At 67.6% G+C, this 16,733-nt stretch carries 14 protein-coding genes; 13 read left to right on the top strand and 1 reads right to left on the bottom strand.

The window, feature by feature from the left end:
- The first annotated feature begins 364 nt into the window (after nt 1-364).
- From ACI2L1_RS01400 to ACI2L1_RS01355, 10 genes are all read left to right on the top strand, one after another.
- Entirely contained in the window at nt 365-1,384 is a 1,020-nt protein-coding gene (locus ACI2L1_RS01400) for an ABC transporter permease (RefSeq protein ID WP_404737248.1), read from the top strand.
- A gap of 100 nt (nt 1,385-1,484) precedes the next feature.
- The gene (locus ACI2L1_RS01395) at nt 1,485-3,290 is read left to right on the top strand and encodes an ABC transporter substrate-binding protein (protein ID WP_404737247.1); all 1,806 of its coding nucleotides are present in this window, start codon (nt 1,485-1,487) and stop codon (nt 3,288-3,290) included.
- 98 nt (nt 3,291-3,388) lie between these two features.
- Nucleotides 3,389-4,366 (top strand): ABC transporter permease, encoded by a 978-nt coding sequence (locus ACI2L1_RS01390; RefSeq protein WP_404737246.1) that lies wholly within the window; start codon nt 3,389-3,391, stop codon nt 4,364-4,366.
- A gap of 15 nt (nt 4,367-4,381) precedes the next feature.
- Complete coding sequence (locus tag ACI2L1_RS01385) at nt 4,382-5,443, top strand: ABC transporter ATP-binding protein (protein WP_404737245.1); 1,062 nt, start codon at nt 4,382-4,384, stop codon at nt 5,441-5,443.
- A gap of 13 nt (nt 5,444-5,456) precedes the next feature.
- Entirely contained in the window at nt 5,457-6,614 is a 1,158-nt protein-coding gene (locus ACI2L1_RS01380) for an ABC transporter ATP-binding protein (protein WP_404737244.1), read from the top strand.
- A gap of 171 nt (nt 6,615-6,785) precedes the next feature.
- A complete protein-coding gene (locus tag ACI2L1_RS01375) occupies nt 6,786-8,423 on the top strand; it encodes an ABC transporter substrate-binding protein (RefSeq protein WP_404737243.1) in 1,638 nt (545 codons plus the stop codon).
- A gap of 7 nt (nt 8,424-8,430) precedes the next feature.
- On the top strand, nt 8,431-9,354 hold the full coding sequence (locus tag ACI2L1_RS01370; RefSeq protein ID WP_404737242.1) for an ABC transporter permease: 924 nt from the start codon (nt 8,431-8,433) through the stop codon (nt 9,352-9,354).
- A complete protein-coding gene (locus ACI2L1_RS01365; RefSeq protein ID WP_404737241.1) occupies nt 9,347-10,315 on the top strand; it encodes an ABC transporter permease in 969 nt (322 codons plus the stop codon). The genes ACI2L1_RS01370 and ACI2L1_RS01365 overlap by 8 nt, the downstream gene beginning before the upstream one ends.
- A gap of 432 nt (nt 10,316-10,747) precedes the next feature.
- Nucleotides 10,748-11,722 (top strand): ABC transporter ATP-binding protein, encoded by a 975-nt coding sequence (locus ACI2L1_RS01360; protein ID WP_404737240.1) that lies wholly within the window; start codon nt 10,748-10,750, stop codon nt 11,720-11,722.
- Complete coding sequence (locus tag ACI2L1_RS01355; protein WP_404737239.1) at nt 11,715-12,752, top strand: ABC transporter ATP-binding protein; 1,038 nt, start codon at nt 11,715-11,717, stop codon at nt 12,750-12,752. The genes ACI2L1_RS01360 and ACI2L1_RS01355 overlap by 8 nt, the downstream gene beginning before the upstream one ends.
- A 122-nt stretch (nt 12,753-12,874) precedes the next feature.
- Here ACI2L1_RS01355 and ACI2L1_RS01350 read toward each other — a convergent pair whose 3' ends face one another.
- Entirely contained in the window at nt 12,875-14,995 is a 2,121-nt protein-coding gene (locus tag ACI2L1_RS01350; RefSeq protein WP_404737238.1) for a prolyl oligopeptidase family serine peptidase, read from the bottom strand.
- A gap of 176 nt (nt 14,996-15,171) precedes the next feature.
- On the opposite strand from ACI2L1_RS01350, the gene ACI2L1_RS01345 reads away from it, so the two are divergent.
- The 3 genes from ACI2L1_RS01345 to ACI2L1_RS01335 are packed head-to-tail and all read left to right on the top strand — an operon-like array spanning nt 15,172 to nt 16,690.
- Nucleotides 15,172-15,366, top strand: a complete 195-nt coding sequence (locus tag ACI2L1_RS01345; RefSeq protein WP_020136789.1) for a hypothetical protein — start codon at nt 15,172-15,174, stop codon at nt 15,364-15,366.
- A 59-nt stretch (nt 15,367-15,425) separates the two neighbouring features.
- The gene (gene mshB, locus ACI2L1_RS01340) at nt 15,426-16,283 is read left to right on the top strand and encodes an N-acetyl-1-D-myo-inositol-2-amino-2-deoxy-alpha-D-glucopyranoside deacetylase (RefSeq protein WP_404737237.1); all 858 of its coding nucleotides are present in this window, start codon (nt 15,426-15,428) and stop codon (nt 16,281-16,283) included.
- Complete coding sequence (locus ACI2L1_RS01335; protein ID WP_404737236.1) at nt 16,280-16,690, top strand: DUF6113 family protein; 411 nt, start codon at nt 16,280-16,282, stop codon at nt 16,688-16,690. Before mshB ends, ACI2L1_RS01335 begins: the two co-directional genes overlap by 4 nt.
- The last annotated feature ends 43 nt before the right edge of the window (nt 16,691-16,733 follow it).

Here is a 16,733-nt window from a genome sequence, read left to right as displayed (position 1 = left end):
CCGGCGACCGTCGGCAGCCCGGTTCTCCCTCAGCGGGGAACCGGGCCTTCGGCATGCCCGTAAGAAGCCTGTCCGTGACCTATGCGATACCGTCCGGTAATCGGTAATCCGTCCATCGTGTTTCGGACATGTGAATAGAAATCCATTGCTATATGTCCGTTTTGACGGTCTGTCGGTTCACGTGTCAAGCGCGCGCAGGTGTCAATCTTTGCAATTTTTCCTCAAAATATGGCCGGTAGGGAGATCCCTATGTCTTCCGCCCTTGACGCGCGTTGAACACTTTGGCGAAAGTTCCCCCAAACCACAGAACCTGCCGGTATCTGTGCTGCGCTCAACTCTCCAACCCCCCGGGGGAAGTACACACATGACCAGTCCAGTCGCCTTGGACCCCGAGCTCGAGACGGATGCCGAGCCTGCCAAGGGCGAGCAGAAGCTCGAGGGTCGTTCTCCCGGCCAGTTGATGTGGCAGCGCTTCAAGCGTGACCGTACCGGGGTCATCAGTGCCTGGGTAGTGATTTTCTACTTCGTCGTTGCCCTCGCGGCGCCGCTGCTGACCAAGATCAGTGGGACCAACCCGTACTCGCTGTACGGCCAGGACCCGGCCTATCAGGACAAGCCGATCCTGGACGAGTTCGGGCTCCCGCTCGGCTACTTCGGTGGCATCTCCGGGGACCACTGGTTCGGTGTGGAGCCGCAGTTCGGCCGCGACCTGTTCGCCATGCTGATGTACGGCATGCGGACCTCGCTGCTCATGGCGCTCGGCGTGACGGTCCTGCTGATGGTCACGGGCGTGATCATCGGTCTGCTCGGCGGGTACTTCGGCGGCAGGACGGACTACTGGCTGGGCCGGGTCACGGACTTCTTCCTCGCCTTCCCGCAGCAGCTGTTCTTCATCGCCTTCATGCCCGTGGTCACCTCGTTCTTCGTGGACCCGCGTGAGGAGACGCCCACCTACTTCCGGGCGCTGGCGATCCTGATCGTGCTCTGGGTGCTCGGCTGGATGGGCATGGCCCGGATCGTGCGCTCCGTCGTACTGTCGCTGCGTGACCGGGAGTTCGTCGAGGCCGCCATGGTCTCCGGTGCCTCGCCCTGGCGGATCGTCCGCAAGGAGATCCTGCCGAACGTGGTGACGCCGATCCTGGTGCAGTTCACGTACCAGCTGCCCAGCACCATCCTCACCATCGCCTTCCTCTCCTTCGCGGGTGTCGGTTTCGTCGAGCCGACCCCCGACTGGGGCCGGTTGTTCGCCGCGGGTGCCAACTACACCCAGCAGGACCCGGCGTTCATCTTCTTCCCCGGGATCGCACTGGTGATCTTCGTCCTGGCCTTCAACCTCCTCGGAGACTCGGTCCGGGATGCCTTCGACCCCAAGTCCGGGCGGTAACCGTCCATTGGTGGGGGGTGACTGCCGCCCCCGCGTCGGCCTACCAGCCGCGTCAGGCAGTACTCATGGATAACAACCGACAGGTAGGTGCATTCGCCACATGAAGTCGTTCACCTCGCGCAGAGCGCGTGGCATCGTGGTCGCCATAGCGGCCGGCTCACTCGCGCTCACCGGCTGCTCCGAGAACAAGGGCTCGAACTCCGGCGCCGACTCCAAGAAGGACCAGAAGGAAGCGGCCACCCAGTCGAAGGCGGTCACCTACGCCGACGCCGCCGCCTCCACCGGTCCGGCCGCGGACGTCGCCGGCGCCAAGAGCGGCGGCACCATCCAGGTCTACCAGGAGTCGGGCCTCACCCACCTGGACCCGGGCCAGATCTACGTCTCCGACGCCGGCCAGGTCGCCAACCTGCTCTTCCGTCGCCTGACGCAGTTCAAGGAGGACGACAAGGGCAACGTCACGGTCGTGGGCGACCTCGCCACCGACTCGGGCCAGTCCTCCGACGGCGGCAAGACGTGGACCTTCAAGCTGAAGGACGGCGTCAAGGACTCCAACGGCAGCGCCATCACCTCCGCCGACATCCGCCACACGGTCGAGCGCCAGTTCGCGAAGTTCATCTTCGATGGCCCGCCCTACCTGCAGCAGTGGCTGGCCGGTAAGAAGTACGCCAGCGACTACCGCAAGCTGCTTCCGGGCGGCGGCTTCGACGGCAAGCACCTGCCCGCCTCGGTCCTCGACACGCCGGACGACAAGACGGTCGTCTTCCACTTCGACCAGGCCCGTCCGGACCTGCCGCAGACGCTGGCCATGGCCGGCTACGCGGTCGTGCCGGAGAAGACCGACACCAAGGAGAAGTACGACACGGCCCCGGTCGCCACGGGTCCGTACAAGATCGCGTCGTACAAGGTCGGCAAGTCCCTCGTGCTCGCGAAGAACACGAACTGGGACCCGAAGACCGACTCCGTGCGCCATCAGTACGTGAACGGTTTCGACTTCCAGTTCGGCGTCACCGAGTCGACCCAGACCAAGCGTCTGATCGCCGACCAGGGTGACGACAAGAACGCCATCCAGTTCACCGGCGGCGTCGAGGCCACTCAGATCCAGGACGTCATCGGCAACGCGTCGGTCAACAAGCGCACCGTCAAGGGCTACCAGCCCTACGTGATGTCGTTGTCCTTCAACCTCGACCGGGTCAAGGACCTCAAGGTCCGCCAGGCCGTGACCTACGCGGTCAACTCCAAGTCCCTCATCGCCGGTGAGGGTGGCGCGTACGGCGGCGACGTGGCCCCGAACTACTTCGCCCCGACTCTGCCCGGCTACGAGGCGAACTACGACCCGTACGGCCGTCTGAAGACGCCGCAGGGCAACCTCGCCAAGGCCAAGGAGATCCTCAAGGGCGTCCCGGCCTCCGAGAAGACCCTGGTCTACGCCTACAACAACAACGAGCCCGGCCAGAAGCGCAAGGTCGCCATCGAGGACGCGCTGACCTCGGCGGGCTTCAAGGTCGTGGCCAAGGAAGTCGACTCCGCGAGCTACTACGAGCAGATCGGCAAGCTCAACAACCCGTACGACATCTACATCACGGGCTGGGGCCAGGACTGGCCGTCCGCGGGCACGGTCATCACGCCCATCTACGACGGTTCGCTCGTCTCCGACGGTTCGCCGAACTACTCGCACGTCAAGGACGCCAAGGTCGACGCCCTCATCCAGAAGGCGCTGACCCAGGAGCCCACCGAGGCCGCCGCGACCTGGAAGGAAGCGCAGCACTACCTGCTGGAGAAGGTCCTTCCCGGTGCTCCGCTGTGGTACACGAAGAGCTTCCAGCTCAGCGGTTCCAACGTCGGCGGTGCCCGCTACAGCAGCGTGTCGAGCCTCATCGACATGACCCGCCTGTACCTGAAGTCGTAACTCTCTACGGCTGATCGCGGGGGCGCGCACCAGGCGGAGCGCGCCCCCGCACCTCCGTGAAACCTCCCACCGTCTCCGCAGAGAGCAGCCCTCCCGCCATGTTTCAGTTCATCCTCCGGCGCACGGTCGGTGCCCTGGTCACCCTCTTTCTCATCGGCGCCGCCACGTTCTTCCTGTTCGTCGCCGCGCCCTCCGACTACGCCTCCCTGGCCTGTGGCAAGGACTGCTCTCCCCAGAGACTGGCGGACATCCGCGAGGCGCTCGGCCTCAACCTGCCCATCGCGCAGCAGTTCTGGGACTTCATGTCCGGCATTGTGACCGGCCGTGACTTCCCCCAGGGCCACTGCAGCGCCCCCTGCCTCGGTGTCTCCTTCAACCAGGGCGACATGGTCTGGTCCACGATCATGGACCGCTTCCCGACCACCCTGACGCTCACCGCGGGCGGTGCCGTCGTCTTCCTGGTCGTGGGTGTGGGCGCCGGCATGATCGCCGCCTACCGGCGGGGATCACTGCTCGACAAGGTCGCCACCGGCGCGTCCATGGTGCTCAGCTCGTTCCAGATCTACTTCCTCGGTCCGATCGTCCTGTGGATCCTCGTCTACAGCACCGGACTGATGGAGAGCCCCAAGTACGTCCCGATCACCGAGGACCCGTGGGGCTGGTTCATCGGCATGTTGCTGCCGGTCCTGGTGATGGCCACCATCTTCACCGCCCAGTACACGCGTATGGCGCGCTCCTCGATGATCGAGCAACTCGCCGAGGAGCACGTCCGCACCGCCCGGGCCAAGGGCATGTCGAAGCCGTACGTCTTCTTCCGCTACGCCTGGCGCGGATCGCTCATCCCGATCGTCACCGTCCTCGGCATCGACATCAGTTCCATGCTCGGCGGTGCCGTCGTCACCGAGATCACCTTCTCCCTCCAGGGCGTGGGCCGTCTCGCCGTTCAGGGTGCGCAGACCAAGGACCTCCCGCTGACCATGGGCGTCATGCTGTTCGGTGCCTTCTTCATCCTGATCATCAACATCCTCACGGACATCGCGTACGCCCTCATCGACCCGCGCGTCCGTCTCTCCTAGGAAGAACGAACCACCGTGACCACACTGACCAAGACCGAGGACGCCCCGGCCCCTTCAGGCTCGGACAGCTTCCTCTCAGTGCGCGATCTGAAGGTGCAGTTCTCCACCGAGGACGGCATCGTCAAGGCCGTCGACGGCCTGTCCTTCGACGTCGAGCGCGGCAAGACCCTGGGCATCGTCGGCGAGTCCGGCTCCGGCAAGTCCGTCACCAATCTGACGGTCCTTGGCCTGCACAACCCGCGCACCACCACCGTCGACGGCGAGATCGTCCTCGACGGCAAGGAACTCGTCACCGCCACCGAGCGGGAGCTGGAGCAGCTCCGCGGCAACAAGATGGCGATGATCTTCCAGGACCCGCTGACCGCGCTGTCGCCGTTCTACACGGTCGGCCGCCAGCTGTCCGAGCCGTTCATGAAGCACCGCGGCGCCTCCAAGAAGGAGGCGAAGGACCGGGCGGTCCAGATGCTGGAGAAGGTCGGCATCCCGCAGCCCAAGATGCGCTTCGACGACTACCCGCACCAGTTCTCCGGCGGTATGCGCCAGCGCGCGATGATCGCCATGGCGCTGATGTGCGACCCCGAGCTGCTGATCGCCGACGAGCCGACCACCGCGCTGGATGTCACCGTGCAGGCCCAGATCCTGGACCTGCTCAAGGACCTCCAGCAGGAGTTCGGCTCCGCGATCATTTTCATCACCCACGACCTGGGCGTCATCTCCACCATGGCCGACGACCTGCTGGTGATGTACGCGGGCCGGGCCGTCGAGCGAGGCAACGTCCGCGAGGTCATGCGTGCGCCGCGCCACCCCTACACCTGGGGCCTGCTCAGCTCGATGCCGCGCCTGGACAGCGACGTCGACGAGGAACTCGTGCCGATCCCCGGTTCCCCGCCCTCGCTGCTCAACCCGCCCTCGGGCTGCCCCTTCCACCCGCGGTGCACCTTCAAGGACGAGGTGGCCGGCACGCTCTGCACGGACTCCCGGCCGCCGCTGGCCGAGGGCCGCGCCTCTGCGTGCCATCTGACGGCGGAGCAGAAGCAGACCATCTTCATCGACAAGATCCAGCCCCGGCTGCGCTAGGGAGAACCGAGACATGAGCGACAACCTCACCCTCCCCGCCCAGCAGGGTTCCGCCGATACCGCCGCGCCCGAGACACTGCTGAAGGTCGAAGGGCTGACCAAGCACTTCCCGATCTACGGCGGCTTCCCGATCAAACGAAAAGTCGGCGCGGTGCAAGCCGTGGACGGCATCGACCTCTCGGTCGGAGTCGCCGAGAGCGTCGGCCTGGTCGGCGAGTCCGGCTGCGGCAAGTCGACCACCGGCCGGCTCATCACCCGGCTCCTGGAACCGACCAGCGGCAAGATCACCTACGCGGGCCAGGACATCACCCGTGCCTCGCGCCGCCAGCTCGCGCCGGTGCGGTCCGAGATCCAGATGATCTTCCAGGACCCGTACTCCTCGCTCAACCCGCGGCAAACCGTCGGCACGATCATCAAGTCGCCGATGGAGGTCAACGGCATCGAGCCGGAGGGCGGCCGGGAGAAGAAGGTCCGCGAGCTGCTTGAGCTCGTCGGCCTCAACCCGGAGCACTACAACCGCTTCCCGCACGAGTTCTCCGGCGGTCAGCGCCAGCGCATCGGGGTGGCCCGCGCGCTAGCCCTGAACCCCAAGCTGATCGTGGCCGACGAGCCGGTCTCCGCGCTGGACGTGTCGATCCAGGCGCAGGTCGTCAACCTGCTCAAGAAGGTCCAGGACGAGCTCGGCATCGCCTTCCTGTTCATCGCCCACGACCTGGCCGTCGTACGGCACTTCTCGCAGCGTGTCGCGGTGATGTACCTCGGCAAGGTGGTCGAGGTCGGCGACCGGGACTCGATCTACAACCGGCCGCGGCACCCGTACACCCACGCCCTGCTCTCCGCGGTGCCCGAGGTCGAGTTGGACGACGACACCGAGCGCCGGGAGCGGATCCGGCTCTCCGGTGACGTCCCCTCGCCGATCCACCCGCCGTCCGGCTGCCGCTTCCGCACCCGGTGCTGGAAGGCGCAGGACAAGTGCGCCACGGACGAGCCCCCGCTGGTCCAGATCTCCGGCAACAAGGTCGGCCACCTGACGGCCTGCCACTTCCCGGAGGACCCGACCACGGAGGCCCGCGACGAGGACGTGATCATGGATCCCGCCCTGAAGGCCCTGGAGGACGCGGCGGAGTCGGCGGAGTCGGCGGCTTCCGACCAGGGGCCGGCCAAGGACTGACGACCCCTGCACGACCCCGACCGGGGGCGGAGGCCGGCTGCCTCCGCCCCCGGTCGTCGTATGCCCCTCCGGGGCGGCCCCTCACTGCCCCCAAAGGCCTATCCAGACATGCGGTATGCCCTTTCTGGACTGATATTGGCCGGTAACGGATCAGTCTTGAGGAGGCACTCCATGCGTGGAGCCACGCACGCCAAATGGGCCGCATGCGCGGCGGCCGTAGCCCTCGCGGCGACGGCCTGCGGCGGTGGGGACGGCGACAGTGGCGGCAGCGGGGACGGCGGCGCGGTGCTCAGCTCCTCGTGGGGCGATCCGCAGAACCCTCTGGAGCCCGCCAACACCAACGAGGTGCAGGGCGGCAAGGTCCTCGACATGATCTTCCGCAGTCTGAAGAAGTACAACCCGGAGACGGGCAAGGCCGAGGACATGCTCGCCGAGAAGATCGACACGAGCGACTCGCAGAACTTCACGATCACGATCAAGGACGGCTGGACCTTCAGCAACGGTGAGAAGGTCACCGCCAAGTCGTTCGTGGACGCCTGGAACTACGGGGCCTCCCTCAAGAACAACCAGAAGAACGCGTACTTCTTCGGCTACATCGACGGATACGACAAGACGCACCCCGAGGACGGCAGCAAGCAGACCGCCGACACGCTCTCCGGGCTGAAGGTCACCGGCACCAACACCTTCACCGTCAAGCTCAGCCAGAAGTTCTCGACCTTCCCCGACACTCTCGGCTACCCCGCCTACGCCCCCCTCCCACAGGCGTTCTTCACCGACCACGAGGCCTGGGTGAAGAAGCCGGTCGGGAACGGGCCGTACGCCATCGACTCGTACACCAAGGGCTCACAGATGGCCCTGAAGAAGTGGGACGCCTACCCCGGCGCGGACAAGGCACAGAACGGCGGTGTGACCCTCAAGGTCTACACCGACAACAACACCGCCTACACCGACCTGATGGCCGGCAACCTCGACCTGGTCGACGACGTGCCAGCCGCCCAGCTCAAGAACGTCAAGAGCGACCTGGGTGACCGTTACATCAACACTCCCGCCGGCATCATCCAGACCCTCGCCTTCCCGTTCTACGACAAGAACTGGAACACGGCCGGCATGGAGAAGGTCCGCACCGGCCTGTCCCGGGCGATCGACCGAGAGCAGATCACCGAGACGATCTTCCAGAAGACCCGCACCCCGGCCACCGACTGGACCTCCCCGGTGCTCGGCGAGGAGGGCGGCTTCAAGGACGGTCTGTGCGGGGACGCCTGCGACTACGACCCCGACGCCGCCAAGAAGCTCATCGAGGACGGCGGCGGGCTTCCCGGCGGCCAGGTCAAGATCACGTACAACGCGGACACCGGCTCCCACAAGCAGTGGGTCGACGCGGTCTGCAACTCCATCAACAACGCGCTCGGCAATGACAAGGCCTGCGTCGGCAACCCGGTCGGCACCTTCGCCGACTTCCGCAGCCAGATCACCGCGAAGAAGATGAGCGGCCCCTTCCGGGCGGGCTGGCAGATGGACTATCCGCTCATCCAGAACTTCCTCCAGCCGCTCTACTACACCAACGCCTCCTCCAACGACGGCAAGTGGTCCAACAAGGACTTCGACAAGCTCGTGAACGAGGCCAACGCCGAGGCCGACACCGCCAAGGCCGTCGAGAAGTTCCAGCAGGCCGAGGAGGTCGTACGGGACAACATGGCCGCCATCCCGCTCTGGTACCAGAACGGCAGCGCCGGTTACTCGCAGCGGCTCTCGAACGTGAAGCTCAACCCGTTCAGCGTTCCCGTCTACGACGAGATCAAGGTCGGCTGACCGCGCCATGGGACGGTACGTCGTCCGGCGCCTGCTCCAGATGATCCCGGTGTTCATCGGGTCTACCCTGCTGATCTTCCTCATGGTGAACGTGATGGGCGACCCCATCGCCGGCCTGTGCGGCGACAAGCAGTGCGACGCGGCGACGGCCGCCCAGCTCAAGAAGGAGTTCGGCCTCGACAAGCCGCTCTGGCAGCAATACCTGACCTACATGGGGAACGTCTTCACCGGCGACTTCGGCACCGCGTTCAACGGCCAGAAGGTCACCGAGCTGATGTCGACGGCGTTCCCGGTCACCATCCGGCTGACCGTCGTGGCCATCGTCTTCGAGATCGTCATCGGCATCACGCTGGGCGTGCTGACAGGACTCAGGCGAGGGCGCCCGGTGGACACCACGGTGCTGTTGCTGACCCTCGTCGTGATCTCCGTGCCCACCTTCGTCACCGGTCTGCTGCTCCAACTGCTCCTCGGGGTGGAGTGGGGCTGGATCAAACCGTCGGTGTCGACGGATGCCACGTTCAGCGAACTCATCGTGCCGGGCCTGGTCCTCGCCTCCGTGTCACTGGCGTACGTGACCCGGCTGACCCGCACGTCGATCGCGGAGAACAGGCGGTCCGACTACGTCCGTACGGCGGTGGCGAAGGGACTGCCGAGACGCCGGGTGATCATCAGGCATCTGCTCCGCAACTCCCTGATCCCCGTGGTCACCTTCATCGGCACCGACATCGGCGCTCTGATGGGCGGTGCGATCGTCACCGAGCGCATCTTCAACATCCACGGCGTCGGCTACCAGCTCTACCAGGGCATCCTGCGGCAGAACACCCAGACAGTGGTCGGCTTCGTCACCGTCCTCGTCCTGGTGTTCCTGGTGGCCAACCTGCTCGTCGACCTGCTGTACGCCGTCCTCGACCCCAGGATCCGCTATGCCTGAACCCCAGGAATCAGAGGGTGCGATCGCCGCGACCGGCATGGGCGGCGCGATGGACCTCGCCGTGAGCGAGGCGACCACCCTGGAGAAGGGCCCCGAGGGAACGGGCCCTCGGGACAGGCCCCGCTCGCTGTGGTCCGACGCCTGGCGCGACCTGCGCCGCAACCCTGTCTTCATCATCTCCGCGCTGCTGATCCTCTTCCTGGTCGTCATCTCCCTGTGGCCGTCGCTGATCGCGTCGGGGAACCCGTTGAAGTGCGACCTGTCGAAGGCCCAGGAGGGCTCGCAGCCCGGCCATCCCTTCGGCTACGACGGTCAGGGCTGCGACGTCTACACGCGCACGGTGTACGGCGCCCGTACGTCGGTCACGGTCGGTGTCTGCGCCACGCTGGGCGTCGCGATCCTCGGGTCGGCCCTCGGCGGCCTCGCCGGCTTCTTCGGAGGCGGGTGGGACTCGATCCTGTCCCGCATCACCGACATCTTCTTCGCGATCCCCGTCGTCCTCGGCGGCCTGGTCCTGCTGTCGGTGGTCACCAGCAGCACGGTCTGGCCGGTGATCGGCTTCATGGTGCTGCTCGGCTGGCCGCAGCTCTCCCGCATCGCGCGCGGCTCGGTCATCACCGCCAAACAGAACGACTACGTACAGGCGGCGAGGGCACTGGGCGCCTCCAACCTGCGCCTCCTGCTCCGCCACATCACCCCGAACGCGATCGCCCCGGTGATCGTCGTGGCGACCATCGCCCTCGGCACCTACATCTCGCTGGAGGCGACCCTGTCGTACCTCGGTGTGGGCCTCAAACCCCCCACGGTCAGCTGGGGCATCGACATCTCCTCGGCCTCCGCCTACATCCGCAACGCCCCGCACATGCTCCTCTGGCCGGCCGGAGCCCTCGCGATCACCGTGCTCGCCTTCATCATGCTCGGCGACGCGGTCCGCGACGCCCTCGACCCGAAGCTGAGGTGAGCGAACGTGGTGGTGACCATGCGGGTGAGGCGGGATGGGGCGGCACGGTGGGCCTTGCGCCCCTTCCGCTTCTGCCCGGACCTCGCGGCCTGCCTGGCGGGGGCGTACAGGGCGCGCGCGCCCGGGAGCCGAGGGGCGGGCGGCTGCGCTGCTCTGCGGACCGGGGCGTGCGGCTGTGGCGCTGTGCGGGCGGACCAGGCGGGGAGGCCGGGAGCGGATGTGGTGGTGAGGGGGCGGGAGGGGTGTGGTGGGGCGGCGCGGTGGGTCCCGCTCCCCTTGCGCCCGGACCGTCGCGGCCTGCATGTCGGGGGCGTACGAGACGCGTGCCCGGGAGCCGCGTGGCCGTGGCGCTTTGGGCGTGCGGCGCACCCAGTTCCTCCTGTTCTGCGGCGCCACCCGCGGCGCCCCGACCAGAAGCTGAGGTGAGTCGTCGTGTTGCTCGAAGTGCGTGATCTGCATGTGGAGTTCCGGACCCGGGACGGGGTCGCCAAGGCCGTCAACGGGGTCGACTACGGTGTGGACGCGGGGGAGACCCTCGCGGTGCTCGGGGAGTCCGGGTCCGGGAAGTCGGTGACCGCGCAGGCCGTGATGGGGATCCTCGACATGCCGCCCGGCCGGATCACCGGCGGGGAGATCGTCTTTCAGGGCAAGGATCTGCTGACCCTCAAGGAGGAGGAGCGGCGGAAGGTCCGGGGCGCCGAGATGGCGATGATCTTCCAGGACGCGTTGTCCTCCCTCAACCCCGTGCTCTCCGTCGGCGACCAGCTCGGCGAGATGTTCGTCGTGCACCGGGGGATGTCGAAGAAGGACGCGCGGGCCAGGGCCGTGGAGCTGATGGACCATGTGCGCATCCCGGCCGCCAAGGAGCGTGTGCGGGACTACCCGCACCAGTTCTCCGGCGGTATGCGCCAGCGCATCATGATCGCGATGGCCCTCGCCCTGGAACCCGCGCTGATCATCGCCGACGAGCCGACCACCGCCCTCGACGTCACCGTCCAGGCCCAGGTGATGGACCTGCTCGCCGAGCTCCAGCGCGAGTACAACATGGGGCTCATCCTCATCACCCATGACCTCGGCGTGGTCGCGGACGTGGCCGACCGGATCGCCGTCATGTACGCCGGGCGGATCGTCGAGCAGGCCCCCGTCCACGACATCTACAAGGCGCCAGCCCACCCCTACACTCGTGGACTCCTCGACTCCATCCCGCGTCTCGACCAGAAGGGCCAGGAGCTGTACGCGATCAAGGGGCTGCCGCCCAACTTGATGAACATCCCTCCGGGTTGCGCGTTCAACCCCCGTTGCCCGATGGCTCAAGAGGTGTGCCGGACGGACGTACCACCTCTGTACGACATTGACGACACACGGACGAGTGCCTGTCACTTCTGGACGGAGTGCCTCAATGGTTGAGCCGATCCTGGAAGTGAGTGGACTGGTCAAGCACTACCCGTTGACCCAGGGCATTCTGTTCAAGAAACAGATCGGTGCCGTCAAGGCTGTTGACGGTGTTGACTTCGTCGTCAACAGAGGAGAGACCCTCGGCATCGTCGGGGAGTCCGGCTGCGGCAAATCAACTGTCGCCAGGATGCTCGTCAATCTTGAGCGGCCGACGCGTGGGTCGATCAAGTACAAGGGCGAGGACATCACCAAGCTCTCCGGCAAGGCGCTCAAGTCGGTCCGCCGCAACATCCAGATGGTCTTCCAGGATCCCTACACCTCCCTCAACCCCCGCATGACGGTCGGCGACATCATCGGGGAGCCGTACGACATCCACCCCGAGGTGGCCCCCAAGGGCGACCGGCGCAGGAAGGTCCAGGACCTCCTGGACGTGGTCGGCCTCAACCCCGAGTACATCAACCGCTATCCGCACCAGTTCTCCGGCGGCCAGCGCCAACGCATCGGCATCGCACGCGGGTTGGCGCTCCGCCCCGAGATCATCGTCGCCGACGAACCGGTCTCCGCCCTCGACGTCTCCGTCCAGGCCCAGGTGATCAACCTTCTCGACCGGCTGCAGAGCGAGTTCGAGCTGTCGTACCTGTTCATCGCGCACGACCTGTCGATCGTCCGGCACATCTCGGACCGGGTCGGGGTGATGTACCTCGGGCGGATCGTCGAGATCGGCAGGGACACCGAGATCTACGACCATCCGACGCATCCCTACACACAGGCGCTGCTGTCCGCCGTGCCCGTGCCCGACCCGACGGCCCGGGAAGACCGGGAGCGGATCATCCTTGCCGGTGATGTCCCGTCCCCGACGAACATCCCGTCGGGGTGCCGCTTCCGCACCCGCTGCTGGAAGGCCGAGGAGCGTTGCGCGTTGGAGGTCCCGGCGCTGGCGGTACCGGCGGAGTTCCGGTTCATGAGCGGACCGGTCGCGCACGACTCCGCCTGCCACTTCGCCGACGAGATGCAGGTCGTGTCGCCCGAGGAGCCGGAGTAACACGGCGGCAACTTGGCCGACCCGGTTCCGATATACGGACGCGTCAGGCTGAACGACGTACGGCCGTGCGGGTGCCGTAAACGGGCCGGGGCGCGCCATGTCGCCCCGGCCCGTTGTTGTGCCTACGCCATCCCCAACGACCGCTTCAGGAATTCCAGCTGAAGCCGCAGCAGGTTCTCGGCGACCGTCTCCTGCGGGGTCATATGGGTCACCCCGGACAGCGGGAGCACCTCGTGCGGGCGCCCCGCGGCCAGCAGGGCCGAGGACAGCCGCAGGGAGTGGGCGACCACCACGTTGTCGTCCGCGAGCCCGTGGATGATCATCATCGGGCGGTGCGGCTGGGCCGCGTCGACCAGGCCCTCGTCGTCGATCAGTGAGTTGCGGCGGTAGACCTCCGGCTGCGCGACCGGGTGGCCGAGGTACCGCTCCTGGTAGTGCGTGTCGTACAGGCGCAGATCGCTGACCGGGGCGCCGACCACCGCCGCGTGGAAGACGTCGGGGCGGCGCAGGGCCGCGAGCGCCGCCAGGTAGCCGCCGAAGGACCAGCCGCGGATCGCGACCCGGGAGAGGTCCAGCGGGAACTCCCCGGCCAGTGCCTGGAGCGCGTCCACCTGATCCTGGAGCACCACCGCCGCGAGCTCGTCCCGGACCGCCTTCTCCCAGGCGGGTGAGCGGCCCGGAGTGCCCCGGCCGTCGGCCACGACCACCGCGAAACCCTGGTCGGCGAACCACTGAGAGGTCAGGTGCGGATTGTGCGCGGAGACCACCCGCTGCCCGTGCGGGCCCCCGTACGGGTCCAGCAAAACCGGAAGCGGGGTGTCACCGGCGTAGTCCCGTGGCAAAAGCACGGCGCACGGGATCTTCCGTGCGCCCCCCTCGGTGAGCGTCACGCGCGGGGACAGACCGGGATCTTCTGCGTACGACGTGACAGTCGCCGTCTTCTTGCCGTCGCGCAGCACCCGCGCGCGGGCGCCCGGCCGGTCGAGGGTCGCGGACACCAGCACGGTCACGCCCCCGGCGCGCACTGCCGAGTGCATGCCAGGCTCCTGCGACACGCGCTCCATTCCGAGCTCGTTGACCCGGTAGACGTGCACCTCGCCCGTCTCCGGGGCCTCGGCCTCCGGGCCGGCCGACGCCGAGACCAGCACGTCGTCCCCGCCGACGTCGAGCACCGCGCGGACGTGCAACTGCGGTCCGGTCAGCAGGCGTTCTCCGACCGCCAGCACGCGTGCGCCGCCCTCGTCGGCGATCCGCACAAGCTGCCCCGAAGGGCTCCAGCAGGGCACCCCGGGGAAAAGATCCAGCCAAATTGGATCTTCGTCCGCGTGCACCATCCGGGTCGTCCCGGTCTCCGGATCCACCGCGAGAAACAGCTGGCTGCGCTGGTCGCGCGCCTGTACGAGCAGCAGCGGAGCGCCCGCCGCTGACCAGTGAACACGGGCCAGATACGGATAGCGTGCCCGGTCCCAGGAGACCTCCGTGCGCATGCCGTCCAGGGTGATCACCGACAGCCGTACGTCCGCGTTGGGAGTGCCCGCCGCCGGATACGGGACGTGTTGTGGATCACGCTCGGGGTGGGCCGGGTCGGAGATCCACCAGCGCCGCACCGGCGTGTCGTCCACGCGCGCGACCAGCAGTCGGTCCGACTCCGGCGACCACCAGAAGCCCCGTGAGCGGCCCATCTCCTCGGCCGCGACGAACTCGGCCAGGCCGTACGTGACTTGATCCGACTCCGGTACGGCCAGTGCCCGGTCGTCCTCACCCTCGGCGCCCACGACCCGCAGGGCGCCCTGGGCGACGTACGCGATCTGCCGTCCGTCGGGGGCCGGACGGGGGTCGATCACCGGTCCGGGGGCGGGCAGTTCGCGTGCCGTGCCGGCCCGCAGCTCCGCCGTGAAAAGACGCCCTGACAAGGCGAAAGAGGCCAACTCTACGGCCGTGTCGGTGGCGTAGCCGACGATGCCGGCGCCGCCCTCCCGGCTGCGCTCGCGCCGGGCCCGTTCCTGGGGAGAGAGGTGCTCCTCGGCGCCGCCCAGGAGGGCGCGCGGGTCGGCCGCCACGCGCTCCCCGCCCTCCGCGGTGTCGAGCAGCCACAGCGAATGGGCCCGGTCCGTGCCGGAGTTCGAGCGGAGGAACACGACACGCGATCCGTCGGGCGCCACGGTGAACGCGCGCGGCGCGCCGAGCGTGAAGCGCTGGGTGCGGGCGTGCCGACGGGGGAAGGAGTCAGGCTCGGTCGTCATGCCCCGACCATATTGGCCATGCGCCCCCTTGTGCGGCCGTGCGCCGACGGATGCGCAGGCACGGATAGTTATGATCACTACCGCATAGTGGGTATGAACCTGCTGGCTGACGTATGGATTTATCTGCCCCCCTGGTCCGACCCCCACGTCCCTGGGATCTTTGGAGGTGAACCGCCGTGGCACTCTCGATTTCGGCGGTGGTGCTGCTGGCGATCGTCGTCTTCTTGTTGATCAAGAAGTCAGGGCTGAAGGGCGGGCACGCGGTCGTGTGCATCCTGCTCGGGTTCTATCTCGCAGCCTCTTCGATCGCCCCGACGATCAGTGAGCTGACGACGAACATCGCGGGCATGATCGGCAGTATCAAGTTCTGACCCTGGTCCGGCGACCCCGCCCGCGCGGGACTGTCGGTGGCTCCTCGTAGGCTGGGGCCATGACGGAACAGCCCGCTCGGCGTCTCCTCCTGGTGCACGCGCACCCGGACGACGAGTCGATCAACAACGGCGCGACCATGGCCAGGTACGCGGCCGAGGGCGCCCGGGTGACCCTGGTCACCTGCACCCTCGGCGAGCTCGGCGAGGTCATCCCGCCCGGGCCGCGGCATCTGACCGGTGCCGCCCTGGGCGAGCACCGGCGGGGCGAGCTCACCGCGGCCCTGCGTGAGCTCGGCGTCGCGGACTTCCGTCTGCTCGGCGGCGCCGGGCGCTACCAGGACTCCGGAATGATGGGCCTCCCGGAGAACGACGACCCGGCCTGCTTCTGGCAGGCCGACCTCGACGAGGCCGCCGCACACCTGGTCGAGGTGATCCTGGAGGTCCGCCCCCAGGTCCTCGTCACCTACGACGACAACGGCGGGTACGGCCACCCCGACCACATCCAGGCCCACCGAGTCGCCATGCGCGCGGTGGAGCTCGCCGCGGAGACGGGCTGGTCGATCGAGAAGGTCTACTGGAACCGCGTACCGCGCACGGTCGGCGAGCAGGCCTTCGCCCGGCTCCACGACGACCTGCCCGACCTCCCCTTCACCAAGGCCGGCGTACTCGACGACGTACCGGGCGTGGTGGACGACGAGCGGATCACCACGGAGATCGACGGCACGGCGTACACCGCCGCCAAGAGCGCCGCCATGACCGCGCACGCGACCCAGATCGACGTGTCCGGGGCGTACTTCGCGCTCTCCAACGAACTCGCGCAACCTCTCTTCACCACCGAGTACTACGAATTGGTCAGAGGGGAACACGGAGGCACCAGGGAGAGCGACCTGTTCTCCGGGATCGAGGGCGCGTCATGAGCGACCGTACGTCGATGCTGGCCCAGCCGCTGCCACGCCCGTCGGCCGGCCGGGTCGCCGCCTACCTCGGCCTCTTCGTGCTCGGCGCGGTCGTCGGGCTGGCCGGAGCGCTGGTGCAGGGCGGTTGGTTCCCCGGCGGACTGCTGCTCGCGGTGCTCGGCGAGGCCGGACTGCTGCTCGGCGGGGCACGCGCCGCCGACAGCCGGGCCGGGGCCGTCGCGCCCGCGGGCGGCTGGATGGTCGCGGTCATCTTCCTCACCGCCAGCCGTCCGGAAGGAGACTTCGTCTTCGCCGCGGAAAGCGGCTCCTACCTCTTCCTGCTCGGTGGCATGGCTGTGGCTGTGATCTGCGCCACCCTTGGACGAGGGCGGCAACCGGGCGGCGGCGCCGTCCGACTTGGCAAGTGACGTACTACTTCTCCGCATCGCGCGCGTGGGAGTCCCGTGTGGG

Source organism: Streptomyces sp. NPDC019531 (assembly GCF_044903305.1).
GTDB lineage: Bacteria > Actinomycetota > Actinomycetes > Streptomycetales > Streptomycetaceae > Streptomyces.
Note: the sequence above shows the minus strand (reverse complement) of the source record. Positions and strands in the feature narration are given on the sequence as shown.

Excerpts from the sequence above, each read along its gene's own strand:
- ACI2L1_RS01400 (WP_404737248.1), top strand. The coding sequence starts at position 365 with ATGACCAGTCCAGTCGCCTTGGACCCCGAGCTCGAGACGGATGCCGAG.
- ACI2L1_RS01395 (WP_404737247.1), top strand. The coding sequence starts at position 1,485 with ATGAAGTCGTTCACCTCGCGCAGAGCGCGTGGCATCGTGGTCGCCATA.
- ACI2L1_RS01390 (WP_404737246.1), top strand. The coding sequence starts at position 3,389 with ATGTTTCAGTTCATCCTCCGGCGCACGGTCGGTGCCCTGGTCACCCTC.
- ACI2L1_RS01380 (WP_404737244.1), top strand. The coding sequence starts at position 5,457 with ATGAGCGACAACCTCACCCTCCCCGCCCAGCAGGGTTCCGCCGATACC.
- ACI2L1_RS01375 (WP_404737243.1), top strand. The coding sequence starts at position 6,786 with ATGCGTGGAGCCACGCACGCCAAATGGGCCGCATGCGCGGCGGCCGTA.
- ACI2L1_RS01370 (WP_404737242.1), top strand. The coding sequence starts at position 8,431 with ATGGGACGGTACGTCGTCCGGCGCCTGCTCCAGATGATCCCGGTGTTC.
- ACI2L1_RS01365 (WP_404737241.1), top strand. The coding sequence starts at position 9,347 with ATGCCTGAACCCCAGGAATCAGAGGGTGCGATCGCCGCGACCGGCATG.
- ACI2L1_RS01355 (WP_404737239.1), top strand. The coding sequence starts at position 11,715 with ATGGTTGAGCCGATCCTGGAAGTGAGTGGACTGGTCAAGCACTACCCG.
- ACI2L1_RS01350 (WP_404737238.1), bottom strand. The coding sequence starts at position 14,995 with ATGACGACCGAGCCTGACTCCTTCCCCCGTCGGCACGCCCGCACCCAG.
- mshB (WP_404737237.1), top strand. The coding sequence starts at position 15,426 with ATGACGGAACAGCCCGCTCGGCGTCTCCTCCTGGTGCACGCGCACCCG.
- ACI2L1_RS01335 (WP_404737236.1), top strand. The coding sequence starts at position 16,280 with ATGAGCGACCGTACGTCGATGCTGGCCCAGCCGCTGCCACGCCCGTCG.